18 protein-coding genes are annotated in these 19,348 nt (G+C 64.5%); 10 read left to right on the forward strand and 8 right to left on the reverse strand.

Translation table 11 applies throughout. The features are described from left to right. Positions 1-136: 136 nt before the first annotated feature. Both ACVW1B_RS09440 and ACVW1B_RS09445 read right to left on the reverse strand, forming a co-directional pair. On the reverse strand, positions 137-1,744 hold the full coding sequence (locus ACVW1B_RS09440) for a sensor histidine kinase (RefSeq protein WP_253609186.1): 1,608 nt from the start codon (positions 1,742-1,744) through the stop codon (positions 137-139). 264 nt (positions 1,745-2,008) lie between these two features. Continuing rightward, the gene (locus ACVW1B_RS09445; protein ID WP_253609185.1) at positions 2,009-2,881 is read right to left on the reverse strand and encodes an NAD(P)-dependent oxidoreductase; all 873 of its coding nucleotides are present in this window, start codon (positions 2,879-2,881) and stop codon (positions 2,009-2,011) included. 200 nt (positions 2,882-3,081) lie between these two features. Here ACVW1B_RS09445 and ACVW1B_RS09450 point away from each other — a divergent pair, with 200 nt between their 5' ends. The 7 genes from ACVW1B_RS09450 (at position 3,082) to ACVW1B_RS09480 (ending at position 10,364) form a co-directional block, all read left to right on the forward strand. Then, positions 3,082-3,519 carry a VOC family protein gene (locus ACVW1B_RS09450; RefSeq protein ID WP_016843272.1) on the forward strand — a complete coding sequence of 146 codons (438 nt, stop codon included), beginning with the start codon at positions 3,082-3,084 and terminating at the stop codon, positions 3,517-3,519. A gap of 57 nt (positions 3,520-3,576) precedes the next feature. Next, entirely contained in the window at positions 3,577-4,707 is a 1,131-nt protein-coding gene (locus ACVW1B_RS09455; RefSeq protein WP_456780882.1) for an Mrp/NBP35 family ATP-binding protein, read from the forward strand. A gap of 293 nt (positions 4,708-5,000) precedes the next feature. Beyond that, positions 5,001-5,150: a hypothetical protein gene (locus ACVW1B_RS09460; protein ID WP_229160782.1), complete on the forward strand. Its 150-nt coding sequence runs from the start codon at positions 5,001-5,003 to the stop codon at positions 5,148-5,150. 306 nt (positions 5,151-5,456) lie between these two features. Further along, positions 5,457-6,545 (forward strand): TRAP transporter substrate-binding protein, encoded by a 1,089-nt coding sequence (locus ACVW1B_RS09465; protein ID WP_092084399.1) that lies wholly within the window; start codon positions 5,457-5,459, stop codon positions 6,543-6,545. Between the two features lie 342 nt (positions 6,546-6,887). Further along, positions 6,888-7,976, forward strand: coding sequence for a TRAP transporter substrate-binding protein (locus ACVW1B_RS09470; RefSeq protein ID WP_092084397.1), 1,089 nt, complete (start codon positions 6,888-6,890; stop codon positions 7,974-7,976). A gap of 388 nt (positions 7,977-8,364) precedes the next feature. Next, positions 8,365-9,039, forward strand: coding sequence for a response regulator transcription factor (locus tag ACVW1B_RS09475; RefSeq protein WP_028344544.1), 675 nt, complete (start codon positions 8,365-8,367; stop codon positions 9,037-9,039). A 2-nt stretch (positions 9,040-9,041) separates the two neighbouring features. Next, positions 9,042-10,364 (forward strand): sensor histidine kinase, encoded by a 1,323-nt coding sequence (locus ACVW1B_RS09480; protein ID WP_456821567.1) that lies wholly within the window; start codon positions 9,042-9,044, stop codon positions 10,362-10,364. A gap of 35 nt (positions 10,365-10,399) precedes the next feature. On the opposite strand, the gene ACVW1B_RS09485 is transcribed toward ACVW1B_RS09480, so the two are convergent. The 6 genes from ACVW1B_RS09485 to ACVW1B_RS09510 form a co-directional block, all read right to left on the reverse strand. Further along, positions 10,400-11,680 carry a M20/M25/M40 family metallo-hydrolase gene (locus tag ACVW1B_RS09485; RefSeq protein ID WP_456821568.1) on the reverse strand — a complete coding sequence of 427 codons (1,281 nt, stop codon included), beginning with the start codon at positions 11,678-11,680 and terminating at the stop codon, positions 10,400-10,402. 219 nt (positions 11,681-11,899) lie between these two features. Then, a complete protein-coding gene (locus ACVW1B_RS09490) occupies positions 11,900-13,501 on the reverse strand; it encodes a TRAP transporter large permease (protein WP_253609181.1) in 1,602 nt (533 codons plus the stop codon). After that, positions 13,498-14,037, reverse strand: a complete 540-nt coding sequence (locus tag ACVW1B_RS09495; protein WP_028334243.1) for a TRAP transporter small permease subunit — start codon at positions 14,035-14,037, stop codon at positions 13,498-13,500. Before ACVW1B_RS09495 ends, ACVW1B_RS09490 begins: the two co-directional genes overlap by 4 nt. Positions 14,038-14,379: 342 nt before the next feature. Next, positions 14,380-15,414: a GTP 3',8-cyclase MoaA gene (moaA, locus tag ACVW1B_RS09500; protein ID WP_456780879.1), complete on the reverse strand. Its 1,035-nt coding sequence runs from the start codon at positions 15,412-15,414 to the stop codon at positions 14,380-14,382. A gap of 255 nt (positions 15,415-15,669) precedes the next feature. Further along, positions 15,670-16,158, reverse strand: coding sequence for a PEGA domain-containing protein (locus ACVW1B_RS09505; protein ID WP_253609180.1), 489 nt, complete (start codon positions 16,156-16,158; stop codon positions 15,670-15,672). Positions 16,159-16,319: 161 nt separating this feature from the next. Beyond that, a complete protein-coding gene (locus ACVW1B_RS09510; protein WP_076826449.1) occupies positions 16,320-17,000 on the reverse strand; it encodes an HAD hydrolase-like protein in 681 nt (226 codons plus the stop codon). Between the two features lie 76 nt (positions 17,001-17,076). Between ACVW1B_RS09510 and ACVW1B_RS09515 the strand changes: the two genes are divergently transcribed. The 3 genes from ACVW1B_RS09515 to ACVW1B_RS09525 all read left to right on the forward strand — a co-directional run bounded on the left by ACVW1B_RS09515 (position 17,077) and on the right by ACVW1B_RS09525 (position 19,270). Beyond that, positions 17,077-17,910 (forward strand): SDR family NAD(P)-dependent oxidoreductase, encoded by an 834-nt coding sequence (locus ACVW1B_RS09515; protein ID WP_456821569.1) that lies wholly within the window; start codon positions 17,077-17,079, stop codon positions 17,908-17,910. Between the two features lie 107 nt (positions 17,911-18,017). Beyond that, positions 18,018-18,716 (forward strand): ribose-5-phosphate isomerase RpiA, encoded by a 699-nt coding sequence (rpiA, locus tag ACVW1B_RS09520; RefSeq protein ID WP_156436204.1) that lies wholly within the window; start codon positions 18,018-18,020, stop codon positions 18,714-18,716. Positions 18,717-18,739: 23 nt separating this feature from the next. Then, positions 18,740-19,270 carry a DUF2059 domain-containing protein gene (locus tag ACVW1B_RS09525; RefSeq protein ID WP_057017260.1) on the forward strand — a complete coding sequence of 177 codons (531 nt, stop codon included), beginning with the start codon at positions 18,740-18,742 and terminating at the stop codon, positions 19,268-19,270. The last annotated feature ends 78 nt before the right edge of the window (positions 19,271-19,348 follow it).

The raw sequence follows: 19,348 nt of genomic DNA on the forward strand, positions 1-19,348 counted from the left end.
AAGCGTTTTCGAGCGAAGTGGATACCGGTTCGCGTAAAGAGAACGCGTCAGAACCAAAATCTGGAGCCCCGTTCCGAATCCATCGAAACGGAAAGGGCTCTGGCGATAACCGCGTCACGATCTTCCGCGACATGCTCTACAATCCGGTGCCGGCACTCATGATCGACTTGCGGCGCACGCGTTTCCGGTCGGCGCCCATCGCGGGCTCGACGGGCTCCGGCGGCTGCATCGGCGGCGCTTCTTCAGTCATTGGCGCCAGCGCGCTCATCACCCGTTCCGGTGGCAAGGTGACGATCACCTCGGTGCCGATGCGCAGCTTCGACTTCAGCGTGAACGTGCCGCCATGCATGTCGATCAGGCTTTTCGCGATCGGCAGGCCAAGGCCCGCGCCCTGTTCCGCCGACTTGATCGAGTTGGAGCCCTGGCCGAAGGAGGCCAGCACGACCGGGATCTCGTCCTCGGCGATGCCGCTGCCGGTGTCCTTGACGCTCAGATATTGCCCGCCCGACGCCGTCCAGCCGACCTTCAGCCAGATTTCGCCGCCCTGCGGCGTGAACTTGATCGAGTTGGAGAGCAGGTTGAGCACGACCTGGCGGATGGCGCGCTCGTCGCCCCAGATCCTGGGCATGCCGTGCTCGAACACCTCGTGGATGGTGATTCCGCGGCTGGAGGCGCGCAGCTTCAGGAGATGGTGGCAGTCGGCAACGACATGCACCAGCGCTACGGCCTCTTCGTTCAGCTCGTAGCGGCCGGCCTCGATCCGCGACAGGTCGAGTATCTCGTTGATGAGATTGAGCAGGTGCACGCCGGAATTATGGATGTCGGCGGAATATTCCTTGTACACGGGCACGGTATGCGCGCCGAAAATCTCGCTCTTCATCACCTCGGAGAAGCCGAGGATCGCATTGAGCGGTGTGCGCAGTTCGTGGCTCATCTGGGCGAGGAAGCGCGACTTGGCGACGTTGGCGGACTCGGCGCGGTGTCGCGCCTCGTCGGAGATCGCCTTGGCCTGTTCCAGCTCACCGATCAGCGCATCCTTTTCGGCGCGGGCCTCCAGCGTCGCCAGCGTGGTCGAATGCAGGCGGTGCGCGAGCAGGGCAAAATAGCCTTCGGCCGCAAGCGCCAGCAGCGCCAGCACGTAATTGTCGAACGCGCCGTTGAGCACGAGGTCGAGCGCGATCCCGACTGTTACCGGAACGGTCGCCGCAAGGGCTGCGATCGGCAGGCTCGCGGCCAGCATGCTGGAGACTGCGATCACCAGCAGCATCAAAAACATCATCAGCGTGTTGGAGGCGAGATCGCGCCCGGCGGGGTGGATCAGGATCGCGGTCCAGCACAGCCCGTAGAGCAGGTCGAGCAGCACGAAGCGGGTCCGCCATTTGCGGGTCACCGCGACCGAGGTCGGCTCGGCGAGGAAGCGGGCGCAGCTGCGGATGATCGCGAGATGGACGCAGAGGATGCCGACCGTCCAGGCGCCGGCCACGATCGGCCTCATCCAGAGGCCAAACAGCACGCCGGTTGCCACCACGAGCAGCATCACGACGTAGGACGCCGAGATCCGGGTCTGGGCGTATTGACGGAGCAGTTCGGCGTCGAACGCCGGGCGGGTTCCACTGGTTGACGTTAACCGATCCCGCGCCTCGCGCACCCGCTGCGCGGCGACGCGCCGGCTGTTCACCGGCGCCGTCACCTGAGGTCCTGCCGGAAGCGCTACAACTTCAGGCTTTTCTGCGGGATTACTCATCAACAACACAAATCCTGCCCACGAACCGCGCGGGCTTTTTGCATTGTCTATCTGTGACGCTAAATCATTAAGCGTTGCCTTAAAGAGCTAAGGAAAAGCGTAAACGGGAAGTTAAATTAACTTTTGCGCACGGGCGCCGCGCCGTTGCGAATGGAGGCTCGCAATCGCCACCGGTCGCGCCCCGGCGTCCGCAAACATAGGCGACGAGGTCACGTGGCAGGTGACCCGCCGGCGCGGATCACCATGGCCGTATGCGAGGAGGAACTAGCGCTGCAGACGGGCCAGCAGGCTCGACGTGTCCCAACGCTTGCCGCCCATCTTCTCGACCTCGGCATAGAACTGGTCGACCAGCGCGGTGGCGGGCAGGGTGGCGCCGTTGCGGCGGGCCTCCGCCAGCGCAATCGAGAGGTCCTTGCGCATCCACTCGACCGCGAAGCCGAAATCGTACTTGCCCTCGTTCATGGTCTTGTAGCGGTTCTCCATCTGCCAGGACTGCGCCGCGCCCTTGGAGATGGTTTCGATCACGGCGGCGACGTCGAGGCCGCTCTTCTTGGCGAAGTGGATGCCCTCGGACAGGCCCTGAACCAGACCTGCGATGCAGATCTGGTTGACCATCTTGGTGAGCTGGCCGGCGCCGGCCGGGCCGAGCAATTTGCACATCCGCGCGTAAGCGCCGGTGATGATCGGCTCGGCGCCCGCATAGGCGTCTTCGGTGCCGCCGCACATCACCGTCAGCACGCCGTTCTCGGCGCCGGCCTGGCCGCCCGACACCGGCGCGTCGACGAATTTGAAGCCGGCCTTGGTCGCGGCGGCATCGAGCTCGCGGGCGACCTCGGCGGAGGCGGTGGTGTGATCGACGAAGGTCGCGCCCTTCCGGATCCCGGCGAAGGCGCCGTCGGGGCCGATCGTGACCGCGCGCAGGTCGTTGTCGTTGCCGACGCAGCACATCACGAAATCCTGGCCTTCGGCGGCGGCCTTCGGGGTCGGCGCCGTCTTGCCGCCGAACTTGTCGGCCCATTCCTTCGCCTTCGCCGCGGTCCGGTTGTACACGGTGACCTCATGGCCGCCTTTTTTCACGAGGTGTCCCGCCATCGGGAAACCCATCACGCCGAGACCGAGAAAAGCGACTTTAGCCATATCTGTTACCTTGTGATTTGCCGTGGTGATCGCCCTTCGCCTGCCGGCAAATTCGCGGCGGGCAGGGCATTCCGTCCATGGAAGGAGCCGCACCATACCCCCTGTGCAGCGGAGGGCAACGGCCTTGGTGGGATGGCAGAAGGCGGTTTTGTGCTAGGATCGGCCCACCAACGAACTTCACAAAAAAGGGAGTGTCTCGCATGGGCATGAGCGTCGGTGTGCTCGATCATTTCAATATCCGGACCCGGAATCTCTCCGCCACGGTGCGGTTCTATGAGGACATTCTGGGCCTGGAAAAGGGCGCGCGGCCGAACTTCGCGTTCCCCGGTGCGTGGATGTACAGCGAGGGCAAGGCGGTCGTGCATCTGGTCGATATTTCGGCGACCGACGAGGCACAAAAGCCTGACTCGGGCGTCGTCCATCACGTCGCCTTTGCCAGCCAGGGCTTCGATGGGATGCGGCAGCGGCTTCAGTCCAAGGGGATGGAATTCGACTCGCGCCAGGTTCCCGGCGGCGATCTCTGGCAGATCTTCGTCAACGACCCGAACGGGGTCATGATCGAGCTGAACTACGAGGCCGCCAAGGAAGGCGGCTCGGCTGCGCCGGCCGAGCGGCGGGACGACGTCGGAGCGAGGTAGCCTTTTGCGCTGCAACGCTCTATGGGTCGGTCTCTTGAACTTTCCAGGAGATGCGCGGTGAGCGTGACGCAGCAACAGGTTCTCGATTGCCTTGCCAAGGTGATGTCGCCACGCGGCACGGCCTTGACCAACGCCAATGTGCTGTCGGCGATCACGGTCACCGACGGCAAGGTGTTCTTCTCGATCAATGTCGACGCCGCGGAGGCGCGCGCCTGGGAGAGCGTGCGTGCGCAGGCCGAGAACGCCGTACGCGCCATTCCCGGCGTCAGCGTCGCGATGATCGCGCTGACCGCCGAGCGCAAGGCGGGCGGTGCGGCGCCCGCGCCGCGGCCGGCCGGCGGCGTCCCGCCGGCGTCCGCCCATCGTCATCCGCATCCGCCCGGCGGGCAATCGCCGATGGCCCGGCAGGCCGAGATCCCCGGCATCTCCGCCGTCATCGCCGTCGCCTCCGGTAAGGGCGGCGTCGGCAAATCGACCACGGCGCTCAACCTCGCGCTCGGTCTGCGCGACCTCGGCCTGCGCGTCGGGCTGCTTGACGCCGACATCTACGGCCCGTCGGTGCCGCGGCTGACCGGCATCCGCGAGAAGCCGCAGCTCAATGACGACAAGAAGATGGTCCCGCTACAGCGCTTCGGCCTGTCGATCATGTCGATCGGCTTCCTGGTCGAGGAAGACACCGCGATGATCTGGCGCGGGCCGATGGTGATGTCGGCGATCACCCAGATGCTGCGCGACGTCGCCTGGGGCACGCTCGACGTGCTCGTGGTCGACATGCCGCCCGGCACCGGCGATGCCCAGCTCACGCTGGCGCAGAATGTCCCGCTCAAGGGCGCCGTCATCGTCTCGACCCCGCAGGACCTCTCGCTGATCGACGCCCGGCGCGGGCTTGCGATGTTCAAGAAGGTCAACGTGCCGGTGCTCGGCATCGTCGAGAACATGAGCTATTTCCAGTGCCCGCATTGCGGCACCCGCTCGGATATCTTCGGCCATGGCGGCGCCCGCCACGAAGCCGAGAAGCTGGGGGTGCCGTTCCTCGGCGAAATCCCCCTGCACATCGCGATCCGCACCGCCTCCGATGCCGGCAACCCGGTGGTCGAGAGCGAACCGGACGGCCCGCACGCGGCGATCTACCGCGCGATCGGCGGCAAGGTCCGCGAGCAGCTGCAAGGCGTCATCGCGGCAGCCTGAGCCTGCGCTGCTGGGCCGATTGGTCGCGAAGCGTCGGGAGCCCGGCGGGCTTTCTTCACAGGCTCGTGGCCTTTGGACGATTGCTGAATCGGTTCCGGCCTGTATGTTTATGCAGGAGTGGCCGAATCGTACCACCCTTCGATCAGCGGAAGGCGGCCACGGGTGAAGCCAAAACTGCGGGAAGGGGCCGTGAGGCGACCATCGACATGGCAGCATCACGCGAAGCAAACAAGCAGCACCGCAAACATCTGACGCGGGAGAAGCGCGCAGAGGCCTCCCGGCTGGCGTTCAACATGGCCAAGAAATCCGACTCGATCGGCGAGGCCGCCGAGGTGATCGCCAAGACGTATGGTGTCAGCAAGACAACCGCGCAAAGCTGGATCCGGCGCGGGCGGTATTTGGCTGATCAAGCCAAGAAGGCGCGGGCGACGACGCGGCGCTGATTGCTCCCGTAACCCGGTGGTTGAGAGCGGACCGGACGGCCGCACGCGGCGATTTACCGCGCGGTCGGCGGCAGCTCCGCGGCCACCTGCCAGGCGTCATCGTCGCTGCTTGAAGGCGCATTTTCCGGCTGATTTCCAGCCTCATCAGACTTTCGTTTAATTGGCGCGGTCATGCCATTGTCGCGTTTCCGTGAAGCCACCTTCCGTGTTAAAGGGCCGACCCAGAGCGCCTCGGCAAGCCTTCATGCGCCTGCCGGAGAACTGCTTGCGGTCACTGGGAAACGCCCCTGAAGGAGAAGTCTTACGATGAAGCGTCGTGATTTTTTGAAAGTTTCTGCGGCCGGTGCTGCCGCGACGGCGGTTGCCGCGCCGGCGATCGCGCAGTCATCGCCTGAAATCAAGTGGCGCCTGACCTCGAGCTTCCCGAAGTCGCTGGACACCATCTATGGCGGTGCCGTCGAGCTGTCGAAGTACGTCGCCGAAATGACCGACAACAAGTTCCAGATCCAGGTGTTCGCGGCGGGCGAAGTCGTCCCCGGCCTGCAGGCGCTGGACGCGACCTCCAACGGCACGGTCGAGATGTCGCACACCGTCGCCTACTACTATGTCGGTAAGGACCCGACCTTCGCGATCTACGCGTCGGTGCCGTTCGGTCTCAATGCCCGCATGCAGAACTCCTGGTGGTATCAGGGCGGTGGCCAGGAGCTCGGCAACGAGTTCTTCAAGAAGTTCGGCGTGATCGGTTTCCCGACCGGCAACACCGGCACCCAGATGGGCGGCTGGTTCCGCAAGGAGATCAAGACCGTCGCCGACATGTCGGGCCTGAAGATGCGGATCGGCGGCATTGCCGGCCAGGTGCTGCAGAAGGTCGGCGTGGTGCCGCAGCAGCTCGCCGGCGGCGACATCTATCCGGCGCTCGAAAAGGGCACCATCGACGCGGCCGAGTGGGTCGGTCCCTATGACGACGAGAAGCTCGGCTTCCAGAAGGTCGCCAAGTACTACTACTACCCGGGCTTCTGGGAAGGCGGTCCGACCGTGCACTCCTTCGTCAACCTGGAGAAGTGGAACGCGCTGCCGAAGAACTACCAGGCGATCCTGGCCAACGGCGCCGCCAACGCCAACAGCTGGATGGCCGCGCGCTACGACATGCAGAACCCCTCCGCGCTGAAGCGGCTGGTTGCCGGCGGCACGCAGCTGCGTCCGTTCACCAACGAGGTGCTCGAGGCCTGCCTCAAGGCGACCAACGAGCTGTGGGGTGAAATCTCGGCCAAGAATGCCGACTTCAAGAAGTCGATCGAGGCCATGCAGGCGTACCGCTCCGACCAGTATCTGTGGTGGCAGGTCGCCGAATACACCTTCGACAGCTTCATGATCCGCTCGCGCACCCGCGGCTGATCGGCGTCTAGAGCTTTTCCCGTTCCGATGGAATCGGAACGGGGCTCTAGATTCTTGTTTTGACGCGTTTTCTTCACGCGAACCGGTATCCACTTCGCTCGAAAACGCTCTAGCCTTTTGGACGAGCGTTCGCGCGACGCGAACGCATTGCCCGGCCTCCGCAAGGAGGCCGGTTTTTTTGCGTCTGGCATTCGTGAAGGGGATGTTCCATGCTCGCATCCGAAGCCTCGGCACGAAGGCGGCGTGTGATCGGTCACCGGTCATGACGGCAAAAAGAAAAGCGGCGCGACGATCGAAAACAGTCGACGCTCGGACAACACAATCGAACAGGGCAGGATTCAAATGAAGCGAAGAGATTTCATCAAGGTCACGGGTCTGGGCGTCGCCGGCGCCGCCACGGTCGCAGCTCCCGCGATCGCGCAGTCGATGCCGGAGCTCAAGTGGCGCCTGACGACGAGCTGGCCGAAGTCGCTCGACACGCTGCACGGCGGCGCCGAGCTGATGGCGAAGGCGGTCGGTGAAGCCACCGACAACAAATTCCAGATCCAGACCTTTGCCGCGGGCGAGATCGTGCCGGGCCTGCAGGTGCTCGACGCCGTGCAGAACGGCACCGTCGAGATGGGGCACACCGCGCCCTATTATTATTTCGGCAAGGACCCGACCTTCACCTTCGGCTCCGCGGTGCCGTTCGGGCCCAACATGCGCCTCAACCAGGCCTGGTTCATGCTGGGCGGCGGCAAGGAGCTGCTCAACGAGTTCTACAAGAGCTACAACGTCACCTCGCTGCTCGCCGGCAACACCGGCTGCCAGATGGGTGGCTGGTTCCGCAAGGAGATCACCAGCGTCGACGATCTCAAGGGCCTCAAATTCCGCATCGGCGGCTTTGCCGGCAAGGTGATGCAGAAGCTCGGCGCGGTGCCGCAGCAGCTCGCCGGCGGCGATATCTATCCGGCGCTGGAGAAGGGCACCATCGATGCGGCCGAGTGGGTCGGTCCCTACGACGACGAGAAGCTCGGCTTCTACAAGGTCGCGCCGAACTATTACTTCCCCGGCTGGTGGGAGGGCGGCCCCATGCTGGTGGCGATGATCAACCTCGACAAGTGGAACGCACTGCCGAAGCACTATCAGTTCGTGCTCGAGCAGGCCGGCCATCTCGCCAACAACTGGATGATGGCGCGCTATGACCAAGCCAATCCGATCGCACTGAAGAAGCTGCTTGCGGTCGGCACCAAGCTGCGTCCGTTTCCGCCTGCGGTGATGGAAGCTTCCTTCAAGGCCGCCAAGGAGCTGCATGCCGAGGTTTCGGCGACCAATGCCAACTTCAAGAAGGTCTATGACTCGCTGACCTCGTTCTCCAACAACGGCTATCAATGGTTCCAGGTCGCCGAGGTCGGCTACGACAATTTCATGGCGCGCCATTCGCAGGCGTGATTGCTGCGAGTTGGACAGGAAATCAGCCTCGGAGCGAAAGCGCCGGGGCTTTTCCATGCCGCGATCACGGCCGCGGCGCGACGCGGCTTGCGAAGACGCATGACCGCCGGCCGCTGGCCGTAGCGGCAGCTGCCAGTTCTCGATCTCCGGGCGCGAACGTGCAATCCGTTATGTTATCATGGCTAGCTGACGTCAGCCTTACACGGGCGCAATCACAGGCGCCTGGCGTAGATTTTGATTGCAGCGGGTAGGCGGTATCTGTTTTCGGGGCAGTAACACGAGCTGGAGCAACATGCGCTTGTGTAGCCATCGAGACGTCACCTTCGCATGCGTCTTGTTTTGACGACAGCAAGGAGAAGATCGATTGAATGAAGTCAGGATTGCTGCGATGCGCCTTCTGATCGTCGAGGACAATGTCGAGCTCTCGCGGCTGCTCGCAAGCGGGCTGATGGCGGCGGGATACGAGTCCGATGTCGTCAACAGCGTTGCCGAGGCGCGCGATGCGCTGCGCAGCGTCAGTTATGCCGCCATGATCCTCGATCTCGGTCTGCCCGACGGCGATGGCTTGTCGGTGCTGTCGGAGCTTCGCCGCAAGACCGATCCGCTGCCGGTCCTGGTGCTGACCGCGCGGGGCGGCCTGCAGGATCGGGTCAGTGGCCTGCGCAGCGGCGCGGACGACTATCTGGCGAAGCCGTTCGCGCTGGAGGAGCTGGTGGCGCGGCTCGAAGCCATCCTGCGCCGACCCGGCCAGTTGCTCGGCTCCTCGCTGAAGCTCGCCAATCTGGTCTACGACACCGAGAGCAAGCAGGTGTTCGTCGACGGCGCTCCGCACGTGTTCTCGGCGCGCGAGACGTCGGTGCTGGAGATCCTGTTGCGGCGGCAGGGGCGGGTGGTGCCGAAGAAGAATGTCGAGGACCACATCTTCGGCCTGTCCGGCGAGGTCGCCTCGAACGCGGTCGAGGTCTACGTGTCGCGGCTGCGCAAGCTGCTCACGGAACACCGCGCCAGGGTCATCATCCATACCATTCGGGGCGTCGGTTATCTGATGGCGGAGGAGAAGTAGGCGTGTTCCGCTTCAAGTCGCTGACGTCGCGGATCGTGTTCCTGCACATCGTGGCGGTCGCGGTCGCGGCGATCTTCCTGCCGCTGCTGCTGCTGTGGCTGTTGAATTCGGAGATCAATCAGCTGCATCGCGAAGCGATGCGCGACCAGGCCGCCGATCTCGGCCAGAACCTCTCGGTCGATGCCGCGGGCAAGGTGCAGCTCAACCTGCCGGACAGCCTGAAGGGACTCTATTCCGACGCCTATGGCCGCTATCGCTACGACATCTACGATGCCGACGGTCATCTGCTGTTTTCGTCGCATCGCGAGGCGCCGCGACTTCCGGCGTCCGCCAACCGGATTTCCGGTGCCAGCGTCACCAAGCTGCTCGGCGGCCAGACGCTGCGCATCCTGGTCGCCGAGGACCTGTCGCATCGCGACGTCATCATCGACGACATCGTCTCCAATTTCTTTCGGCGGGTCGGCTGGATCACCATCCCGATCCTTCTGATCCTGCTTGCCACCGACATCCTGATCTTCCGCCGCGCGGTGACACCGCTGTTGCGGGCCTCGGAGGAGGCGAGAAGCATCGGGCCGGCAAGGACCGATATCCGCCTTCCGACGGAGGGGATTCCGAGCGAGATCCTGCCGCTGGTGACCGCCGTCAACCAGGCGTTCGATCGCCTTGAGGAAGGCTTTCACGTGCAGCGCCAGTTCACGGCCGATGCCGCCCATCAGCTGCGCACGCCGCTTGCGATCCTCAGGACCCGGATCGAGACGCTCGATGCGGCCAAGGGGACCGGGGAGCTGCATGCCGACATCGAGAGCATGAGCCGCATCGTCAGCCAGCTGCTGGAGATCGCCGAGCTCGACACGCTGGTGCTGGATCCCGGCGAAACCGCGGATTTGCGCGCGGTGTGCGCCGAGGTGGTCGGCTCGATCGCGCCCTATGCGCTGGCGCAGCAAAAGGACATCGCGCTGCGCGGCACCGACAGTCCGGTGCAGGTCAGGGGCAATGCGGAGATGCTGCAGCGGGCGATCTTCAATCTGGCGGAGAACGCCATCAAGTACACCGCCGACAAGACATCGGTCGATGTCGAGGTGCACGACAACGGTTCGGTGCAGGTGCGCGACTGCGGGCCGGGGATTGCGCCCGCCGAGCAGGGCCTGATCTTCCAGCGCTTCTGGCGCAGCGATCGCCAGCGCACCGACGGCGCGGGGCTCGGGCTCTCGATCGTGCGCGGCGTCGTCGACGATCACGATGCGACGGTGAGGGTGGAGAACCTGCCGTCCGGCGGCGCCCAGTTCACGCTGCGCTTCCGCCTCGCCAAGGCGGAGCCGTCCTGAGAGGCTTGTCGAGTCCGTGCCGTAAGCCTGCCGGTCTATTTCACCTTGCCGTCGGACAGATCCATGATCATGCGCGTGGTCAAATACAGGCGCGGCACGATGCTGTTGATCTGCACGAATTCGGCATCGTTGGAGTGTGCGCCGAAGCCCGACAGGCCCATGCCTTCCACCACGGCGCCCTTGGTCTTGAGGGCGGCAAATGCCGCGTCGGTGCCGCCGCCCGTGGCCCGCTCGGCGACGTTCAGCGACATGCCCAGCTCCTGATAAATCGTCTTGCCGTAACCTGCGATGCGGCGCGAGGCGTCGGTGGCCTCGAGCGGCGGGCGGCGCACCTCGAACTTCACGTCCACCCTGGAGTCCGGCAGCAGGCGAATCTTGATCTTGTCCTGCAGGGCTCTCTCGAGCTCGTCGAAATCCGCCACCTTGAGCGCGCGCGCGTCGGCCTGGGCGGTGGCTTCGGCGGGGATCACGTTGCGATTGGTGCCGGACTTGGACACCGTCCAGTTCAGCTTCAGGCCCTGCTCCGGCTTGGACAGGTCCTTCATCTGCAGCACCTGGTGTGACAGCTCATAGAGCGCATTCACGCCGCCTTCGGGCCTGGCGCCCGCATGCGACGACTTGCCGTGCACCGTGAGATAGGCCGAGCCGATGCCGCTGGTGGCGAGGCGCAGCGTGCCGTCGGTGCCGCCGCCCTCGAACGAGAACACGGCATCCTGTTCCGCGGCGATGCGGGTGATGGTGCTGCGCCAGCCGGGCGAAGAGATCTCCTCGTCGCCATTGATCAGCACGGTGAGCGTACCGTAATTTTTGAAGTTCAGCTTCTGCAGCAACGCCACGGCATGGAGGATGGTGGCGACGCCCTGCTTGTCGTCGGCAATGCCGAGCCCATAGGCCTTGTCGCCATCGATGCGGAAGGGTTGGTCCTTCAGCATGCCCTTGAGATACACCGTATCCATGTGCGCGATCAGCATGATCTTCGCGCTGCCCGTGCCCTTGAAGACGGCCTGCACGGCGGGACCGATCTTCTCCGGCGTGTCGTCGAGGCGGTAGATATCGGTGGTCTGCAGGATATCGACCGTGCCGCCGAGCTGCTTGAGCTGGCCGGCGACGCGCTCGGCGAGCTGGTTCAGGCCCTCGATGTCCTTGCTGCCGGATTCGATCTGCACGAGGTCGCGCAGGGTGTCGAGCAGCGGCTGCTGTTCCTGTTGCGCCAGCGCGCGAAGGTCGGCTGCATGCGCTGCGGGCGCGGCGAGCGCCAAACCAAACGACAGCATCAGCGGGCGAATGAACGAGCGGGCGGGACGCATTTGGGGCATGGCGGCGATCTGTGAGTTGGAGGACGATCCGTATCCCCGTCTTCACAGGCCTCGCCGGTGCCGTCAACAGCGGCGTGCCTCGCGCCCGCAAGAGCGCTTTCGAGCGAAGTGGACGCCGGTTCGCGTGAAGAAATCGCGTTAGAACAACAATCCATAGCTTCGGTTCTGATTCAATCAGAACCGAAAATGCTCTGGGCACGCCGAATGCGCTGATGCCGGCTACTGCTTCGGTTGTCCGAAGTCGAGCGGCGGGAGGTCGATCTGCGGCACCTCGATCTTGACCTTGTTGAGGTCGACATCGAGCGGCTTGTCGAGCAGTCCGGTGACGACGACCGGGAACGCGATCACCAGCGCCACCATGATCGCCTGCAGGCCGATCCACGGCATTGCGCCCCAGTAGATGTCCGAGCTCTTCACTTCCTTGGGCGCCACGCCGCGCAGATAGAACAGCGCGAAGCCGAACGGCGGATGCAGGAACGAGGTCTGCATGTTGACGCAGAGCATCACGCCGAACCAGATCAGCGCGGCGTCGGGGCCGACCACCGGCGCCAGCACCTTCTGCGCGATCGGCGCGACCATCGGCAGGATGATGAAGGCGATCTCGAAGAAGTCGAGGAAGAACGCCAGGAAGAAGATGAACAGGTTGATGAAGATCAGGAAGCCCCAGACGCCGCCGGGCAGCGAGGTCAGATGGTGCTCCAGCCAGGTGCCGCCGGATACGCCGAGGAACACGACCGAGAAGCAGGTCGAGCCGATCAGGATGAAGGTGACCATGCAAGTGATCCGCATGGTGGTCTCGTAGCCCTGCTTGATCAGGTCGCGCAGGTCCGGGATCTTGACGGCCTCGAGGCAGATCCAGACCACCGCGGCGTAGGTGATCGCGAAGGCGAGCTTGAAGATCAGGTTCTCGCTGTAGAGCATCGCGATGATGGTGCCGATGCCGCCGGCGATCACGCCTGTTATCAGCACCTTGTTGCCGGTGGCGCTGAAATCCTTGTGGTGGATGGCGGCGAGCACGATGGCGCCGACCGCGCCCATGGCGCCGGCCTCCGTCGGGGTCGCAAGGCCCATCATCATGGTGCCGAGCACGACGAAGATCAGTACCGCCGAGGGGATGATGCCGAGCAGGCACTTCTTCCACAGCGCCCAGCCGGTCAGCGTGCGCGCCTCGATCGGCACCGCCGGCACATGGCTCGGCTTGAAGATGCCGAGCAGGAAGGTGTAGCCGGCGAACAGCAGGATCTGGAACACCGACGGGCCCCAGGCGCCGAGATACATGTCGCCGACCGACTTGCCGAGCTGGTCGGCAAGCACGATCAGGACGAGAGAGGGAGGGACAAGTTGCGTGATGGTGCCGGAGGCGGCGAGCACGCCCGTGATGTAGCGGATGTTGTAGCCGTAGCGGATCATCACCGGCATCGAGATCAGCGCCATCGCGATCACCTGCGCCGCCACCGTGCCGGTGATGGCGCCGAGGATGAAGCCGACGATGATCACGGAATAGCCGAGGCCGCCGCGGATCGGGCCGAACAGCTGGCCCATCGAATCCAGCATGTCCTCGGCGAGCCCGCATCTCTCCAATATCGCGCCCATGAAGGTGAAGAACGGGATCGCCAGCAGCAGCTCGTTGGACAGCACGCTGCCGAAGATGCGGCCCGGGATCGCCTGCAGGAAGTTGAGGTCGAAGAAGCCGAGATAGATCGAGAGGAACCCGAACGACAGGCCGACCGCGGCGAGCGTGAACGCCACCGGATAACCGATCAGCATCGCTACGATCAGGCCGCCGAACATCAGTGGCGGCATCATCTCCAGCGTGATCATTGAGTCGGCCTCTCATACTTCGCGTCGATGGTCACGTAGCCCTGCAGCGCGGCGATCCGCTTGATCACCTCTGAGACGCCTTGCAGCGCAAGCATCACGAAGCCGGACGGGATAACGAACTTGATCGGCCAGCGTAAGAGGCCGCCGGCGTTGCCGCTCATCTCGCCGACCGCATAGGCCTGGTAGAAGAACGGCCAGGACAGATAGGCGAGCAGGAGGCAGGCCGGGATCAGGAAGAACAGCGTTCCGATCAGGTCGAGCCAGAGCTGGCCGCGTTCGGACAGCATCAGATACATGATCTCGACGCGGACATGCTCGTTGCGCTTGAAGGTGTAGGAGGCGCCGAACATCACGAGGATCGCGAACATGTACCACTGCGCCTCGAGCCAGCCGTTCGACGAGTAGCTGAACGCGTAGCGGATCATGGCGTTGCCGGCGCTGACCAGGCACGAGATCAGCACCAGCAGGTTGCAGATGTAGCCGATCTTCTCGTTGAGTTGGTCGATGGCCTGACTTAATGCCAACAATGGGCGCATCACGATCTCCACGGTCGCGCCATCCGCGCGCCGAATATCTCTTCAAGCATCATCTGGCCGCCGCGCGCATGCGCACGGAGCCACGGCTCACTTTCAGGAGCAGTTGCAAACGTTCGTCCTCCCCCGAAATCCGCTTCAGCCGTTCTTGGCTGCCGGGGATCGTCGGCAGGAGCCGACGGAGGGCAGCGGCCTATGCTGGCCAGACTAGCGTGAAAGCTGATTCACCAAATCAGCGCCGTGGAACGCCGTCAATCGGAAAATGGACAAATTGACGCCGCGGCAAACTGTTGTCCCGCCTTGGTAATCGGGGGACAGGCCGCGCGTCGGGAGGGAGCTTGAAGACTAGCCGCCGGTCACGCTCATGTGGCGGCTGACGCTCGGACGGTTGTGGCGGCGGTCGATGATGAAATCGTGCCCCTTCGGCTTCAGTCCGATGGCCCGGTCGATGGCCGCCGCCAGCAAATCGTTGTCGGCGGAGGCACGCAGCGGCCGGCGCAGGTCGGAGGCGTCCTCGTGGCCGAGGCAGGTGTGCAGCGTGCCGGTGCAGGTGATCCGCACCCGGTTGCAGGATTCGCAGAAATTATGGGTCATCGGCGTGATGAAGCCGAGCTTGCCGCCGGTCTCGGCGACCCGGACGTAGCGGGCGGGGCCGCCGGTGTCGTCGGACAGATCGGTCAGCGTGTAGTGTTTCTCGAGCCGCGCGCGCATCAAGGACAGCGGCACGTACTGATCGATCCGGCCTTCGCCGATGTCGCCCATCGGCATCACCTCGATCAAGGTGAGGCCCATGCCCTTGCCGTGCGCCCATTCCATCAGCGCCGGTATCTCGTCCTCGTTCAGGTTCTTCAGCGCGACCGCGTTGATCTTGACCGCGAGTCCCGCCGACCGCGCCGCCTCGATGCCCGACAGCACCTTGTCGATGTCGCCCCAGCGGGTGATGGCCCGGAATTTTACGGGGTCGAGGGTGTCGAGCGAGACGTTGACGCGGCGCACACCGCAATCGGCCAGCTCCTGGGCGAAGCGCGCCAGCTGCGAACCGTTGGTGGTCAGCGTCAATTCGTCGAGTGCGCCCGTGGTCAGATGCCGCGACAGCGAGCGCACCAAGCCCATCACGTTGCGGCGGACCAGCGGCTCGCCGCCGGTGAGGCGGATCTTGCGCACGCCCTTGGCGACGAACGCCGAGCAGAGCCGGTCGAGCTCTTCCAGTGTTAGCAGATCGGCCTTCGGCAGGAAGGTCATGTCTTCCGACATGCAGTAGAAGCAGCGCAGGTCGCAGCGGTCGGTGACGGAGACGCGCAAATAACGGATGGTCCGGCCGAACGGATCGGTCATCGGACGAAACAGCGTGTCGGAATGTGCTTGCGTGGATCCGTTCATTCAGTTCCGGCCTTGCAATCTGTTTCCTGCCTGCCGCGCCGTGATCGGCTCCGGCATCCGCAATCTATGCATGTTGGCGCGTTGTCACAATGCGTCCCAAGGGATGATCGTATGGATGATCCGCAACATGCAAAGCGATAGGCGAGGCATATCGCGCGATGCATGATCGCAATCGCGGATGTGTCTCGGCCAAATACAAAAACCCGGCTTTGGGCCGGGCTCTTGTGCAGTGCAAACGCGGTTCGGCCGCCCGCGCTAGCGCGACGGCGCGGCGGCCGGCGCCGGCGCAGCCGCGCTCGGGGCGGGGAACGCGGAGTCCGGAGCGGCGGCGGCAGGCGCCGCAGCGGCAGCCGGTTTCGGCTTCTTCTTCCGTATCGGCTTCTTCGCCGCGCGCGGCGGCGGTCCGGCAGGCTGCAGCTCGGCGAACACCGGACTCGGATCCAGCGTCGTGGTGGCCGGCGTGGTGAAGTCGCCGGGAACGCGGGTCACGGTGACCGGAACCGTCGCCGGCTGGAACTTCGGCATGTTGAAGGTGACCGAGAAGTTGGTCTCCGGCGCCGGGATCGACACGGTGCAGGGCGTCTTGCAGCCCGGTCCGAGCGAGGTCACCGCGTCGGCGCCCGGCGGGTTCGAATCCAGCTGAACCGGCATCGGCGGCGGCGCCGACTTGAACGAATCCAATGAGAAGGAGGAGCAGCCGGCCAGGCTCAGCCCGGCGGCCGCAATCACGATGATACGACGCATGATCCACACTCTACTGCGGCAATCAGCCACAATCCCCGGAGCGGACCATAGGTGCGTCGGAACAGAGGCGCAACAGCGGGGGCCCTGTTCGTTAGCGGATGGTTAATGGCAGAATCGCATGGCTGAATATTGCCTAGCGATATCAGTGCGTTGCGGAAAGTTTATGCCGCGCTCAGGCTGGCGACGGCGTCCGGCAGATCGCGCATATGGCTGATCAGCCGGTCCGGCTTCAGCTCGGTCATCGGAACGTCCGTATAGCCAAAATCGACGCCGATCACCGGGACCTGGGCGCGCCTTGCGACCCCGACATCGGGGCCGGCATCGCCGACCATGATGGCGCCGGGCAGCCGGCCGCCGGCGCGGGCCACCGTCTCGCGCAGGAACGTCGGATCGGGTTTTGCAATACCGAACGTATCGGCGCCGCAGATCGCGGCGAAGCGCTTGGTCAGGCCGAGCCGGTCGAGCAGCAGCTTCGACAGCCATTCCAGCTTGTTGGTGCACACCGCAAAGCGATGGCCCTTTGCCTCGAGCCGGTCTAGCGCGGCCTCGAGCCCGTCGAACGGGCGCGAGCCGTCGGCGATATGCTCGGCATAATAGTCGACGAAATCCGCGGTTAAGCGGTCAAGGTCACCGACGCTGACCGCGCGTCCTTCCACCTCGAGCCCGCGTTCCAGCAGCTTGCGGGCGCCGGCGCCGATCATGCTGCGCGCGGCCGCCAGCGGCACCGGCCGCAGGCCCTCGCGGTCGAGCACATGGTTCAGCGCGCCGATCAGATCGGGCGCGGTGTCGACCAGCGTGCCGTCGAGATCGAATACGACGATGGGGGGAGAGGCGGCGGACATGATGCTTTTGGCTATCGGGCCAGGCGCTGCGATGCAAGAGTAGATGTGGGCACGTCATGAGATAGGGGAGGCTGAGATGCGGGAACTTGCCGGAAAAGCCGCTTTTGTCACCGGCGCGGCCAGCGGAATCGGACTTGCGATGGCAACCGCCTTTGCTCGCGAGGGCATGAAGGTGATGCTCGCCGACATTGAAACCGGTCCGCTGGACAAGGCCGTCGATGCGCTGCGCGCAGGCGGTGCGGATGTTCACGGCGTGGTCTGCGACGTTGCCGATCCCCTAAGCGTCGATCGCGCGGCGGAGGCGTCGTTCCGCGCCTTCGGCAAGGTTCATGTCCTCTGCAACAATGCCGGCGTCGCGGCCGGCGGCGGCATTGACCCGATCTCGGTCGACGACTGGCGCTGGGTGATCGACGTCAATCTGATGGGCGTCGTGCACGGCATCAGGAGCTTCCCGCCGCACATTCGCGGGCACGGCGAGGGTGGCCATATCGTCAATACGGCTTCGATGGCCGGGATGAATGCCGGGCTTGGCTTGAGCCCGTATTCGGCGACCAAGTTCGCCGTCGTCAGCCTGTCCGAAGGGCTCGCCATGCAGCTCAGGCCGCTCGGGATCGGCGTCAGCGTGCTCTGTCCGAGCTTTGTGCGGACCCGGATCGGCGAGAGCGGGCGCAACCGCGGCGAGCAGTACGGCCCGACCCGTCCGCTCGATCCGGCAAGCCCGATGGCCGCTGTCGTCGCCGAGATCGCGCGACGCCTGGAGGCCGGTCTCGATCCGGCGTCGGTTGCAGGACATGTGCTGGCCGCGATCCGCGACGACCAGTTCTACATTTTCACCCAACCCGGGATGCGGGCCGAGGTCGAACAGCGTTTTTCGGCGATTTTGGCCGCGATGGACGCCGTTTCGGCCTAAAGACTGGCCCGCTTGCCGCTATTCCTGCCTGCAAAACGACGCTAGATATGCGCCCGCCGGGCCACCCGATGGCGGCCCGTAACGGACAACCGAGGGGCTATCGGCACGTGGACATGGACGCACTGAAACGCCAGGCGGCGGCGCGCGCGCTCGAAGAGGTGCGCGACGGCATGAAGCTCGGGCTCGGCACCGGATCGACCGCGAAGCATTTCGTCGAGCTGCTCGGCGAGAAGGTCCGGTCGGGCATGAAGGTGATCGGCGTGCCGACCTCGGAAGCGACCCGCGCGGATGCGATCCGCTGCGGCATTCCGCTGACCACGCTGGACGAGATCGACCATCTCGACCTCACCATCGACGGCGCCGACGAGATCGACCCGGCGCTCAACCTGATCAAGGGCGGCGGCGGGGCGCTGCTGCGCGAGAAGATCGTCGCGGCCGCCAGTGATCGCATGATCGTGATCGCCGACGACAGCAAATGGGTCGACGTGCTCGGCCGCTTTCCGTTGCCGGTCGAGGTGATCCCGTTCGGGCTCGCCGCGACCCAGGCCGCGATGGCGCGGGCGTTTTCAGAGGCCGGCGTATCCGGCGAAATGCTGGTCCGTCAGGGCAAGGACGGTCACGTTTTTGTCACCGATGGCGGCCACTGGATCGTCGATGCCCATCTCGGCCGGATCGGCGATCCGCCGCGTCTTGCCGGTTTGCTCAGCGTGATTCCGGGCGTGGTCGAACACGGCCTGTTCATCGGGCTTGGCAGCGTCGCCGTGCTGGCCGGCGCGCAGGGAATTCGGGTTGTTGAACGGCCATGAGGCCGCAAGCAAGGAGACTTGGAATGAATCGTTTTTCGGGACTTTTGTCGGCTGCGGCCCTGGCGGCTGGACTGGCGCTCGCACCGGCGATGGCGCAGCAGCCGCAGCTGCCTCCCATGCCCCAGGTCAAGCAGTCGACCCCCGCGGCGATTGGGTACGCCAAGGAAATCCTTCAGATGAAGAACGTGCAGGTGATGTATGCCGGCGCCGTTCCTGGAATCATCGAGAAGACCAAGACCGGTCTGCTCCAGCAATACCTCAACTACCAGAAGGACCTCAACGAGGTCGCGCTCGTCATCGCCAAGAACCTGGGTGGCAGTGAGAAGGAAATCGGCGAAGGCATGGCGCAGCTCTACGCCGCCGAGTTCACCGAGCAGGAGCTGAAGGATCTCGTGATCTTCTACAAGACGCCGCTCGGTCAGAAGCTTCTGACCTCTGAGCCCAAGGCAATCAACGATTCGCTGCAATATATGCAGCAGTGGGCGCAGCAGTTTGGCGTGATCGTCAACGCCCAGTTCAAGGCCGAGATGAAGAAGCGCGGCAAGGATATCTAAACGACGCCTCAGCATGACGGGCGTCAAGTTGAGTGCGCCGCACTATCTACGTCATTGCGAGCGAAGCGAAGCAATCCA

Source organism: Bradyrhizobium sp. USDA 4502 (assembly GCF_054063355.1).

Coding starts and splice junctions, on each gene's coding strand:
- ACVW1B_RS09440 (WP_253609186.1), bottom strand. CDS start 1,744: ATGAGTAATCCCGCAGAAAAGCCTGAAGTTGTAGCGCTTCCGGCAGGA.
- ACVW1B_RS09445 (WP_253609185.1), bottom strand. CDS start 2,881: ATGGCTAAAGTCGCTTTTCTCGGTCTCGGCGTGATGGGTTTCCCGATG.
- ACVW1B_RS09450 (WP_016843272.1), top strand. CDS start 3,082: ATGGGCATGAGCGTCGGTGTGCTCGATCATTTCAATATCCGGACCCGG.
- ACVW1B_RS09460 (WP_229160782.1), top strand. CDS start 5,001: ATGGCCAAGAAATCCGACTCGATCGGCGAGGCCGCCGAGGTGATCGCC.
- ACVW1B_RS09465 (WP_092084399.1), top strand. CDS start 5,457: ATGAAGCGTCGTGATTTTTTGAAAGTTTCTGCGGCCGGTGCTGCCGCG.
- ACVW1B_RS09470 (WP_092084397.1), top strand. CDS start 6,888: ATGAAGCGAAGAGATTTCATCAAGGTCACGGGTCTGGGCGTCGCCGGC.
- ACVW1B_RS09475 (WP_028344544.1), top strand. CDS start 8,365: ATGCGCCTTCTGATCGTCGAGGACAATGTCGAGCTCTCGCGGCTGCTC.
- ACVW1B_RS09485 (WP_456821568.1), bottom strand. CDS start 11,680: ATGCCCCAAATGCGTCCCGCCCGCTCGTTCATTCGCCCGCTGATGCTG.
- ACVW1B_RS09490 (WP_253609181.1), bottom strand. CDS start 13,501: ATGATCACGCTGGAGATGATGCCGCCACTGATGTTCGGCGGCCTGATC.
- ACVW1B_RS09495 (WP_028334243.1), bottom strand. CDS start 14,037: ATGCGCCCATTGTTGGCATTAAGTCAGGCCATCGACCAACTCAACGAG.
- moaA (WP_456780879.1), bottom strand. CDS start 15,414: ATGAACGGATCCACGCAAGCACATTCCGACACGCTGTTTCGTCCGATG.
- ACVW1B_RS09505 (WP_253609180.1), bottom strand. CDS start 16,158: ATGCGTCGTATCATCGTGATTGCGGCCGCCGGGCTGAGCCTGGCCGGC.
- ACVW1B_RS09510 (WP_076826449.1), bottom strand. CDS start 17,000: ATGTCCGCCGCCTCTCCCCCCATCGTCGTATTCGATCTCGACGGCACG.
- ACVW1B_RS09515 (WP_456821569.1), top strand. CDS start 17,077: ATGCGGGAACTTGCCGGAAAAGCCGCTTTTGTCACCGGCGCGGCCAGC.
- ACVW1B_RS09525 (WP_057017260.1), top strand. CDS start 18,740: ATGAATCGTTTTTCGGGACTTTTGTCGGCTGCGGCCCTGGCGGCTGGA.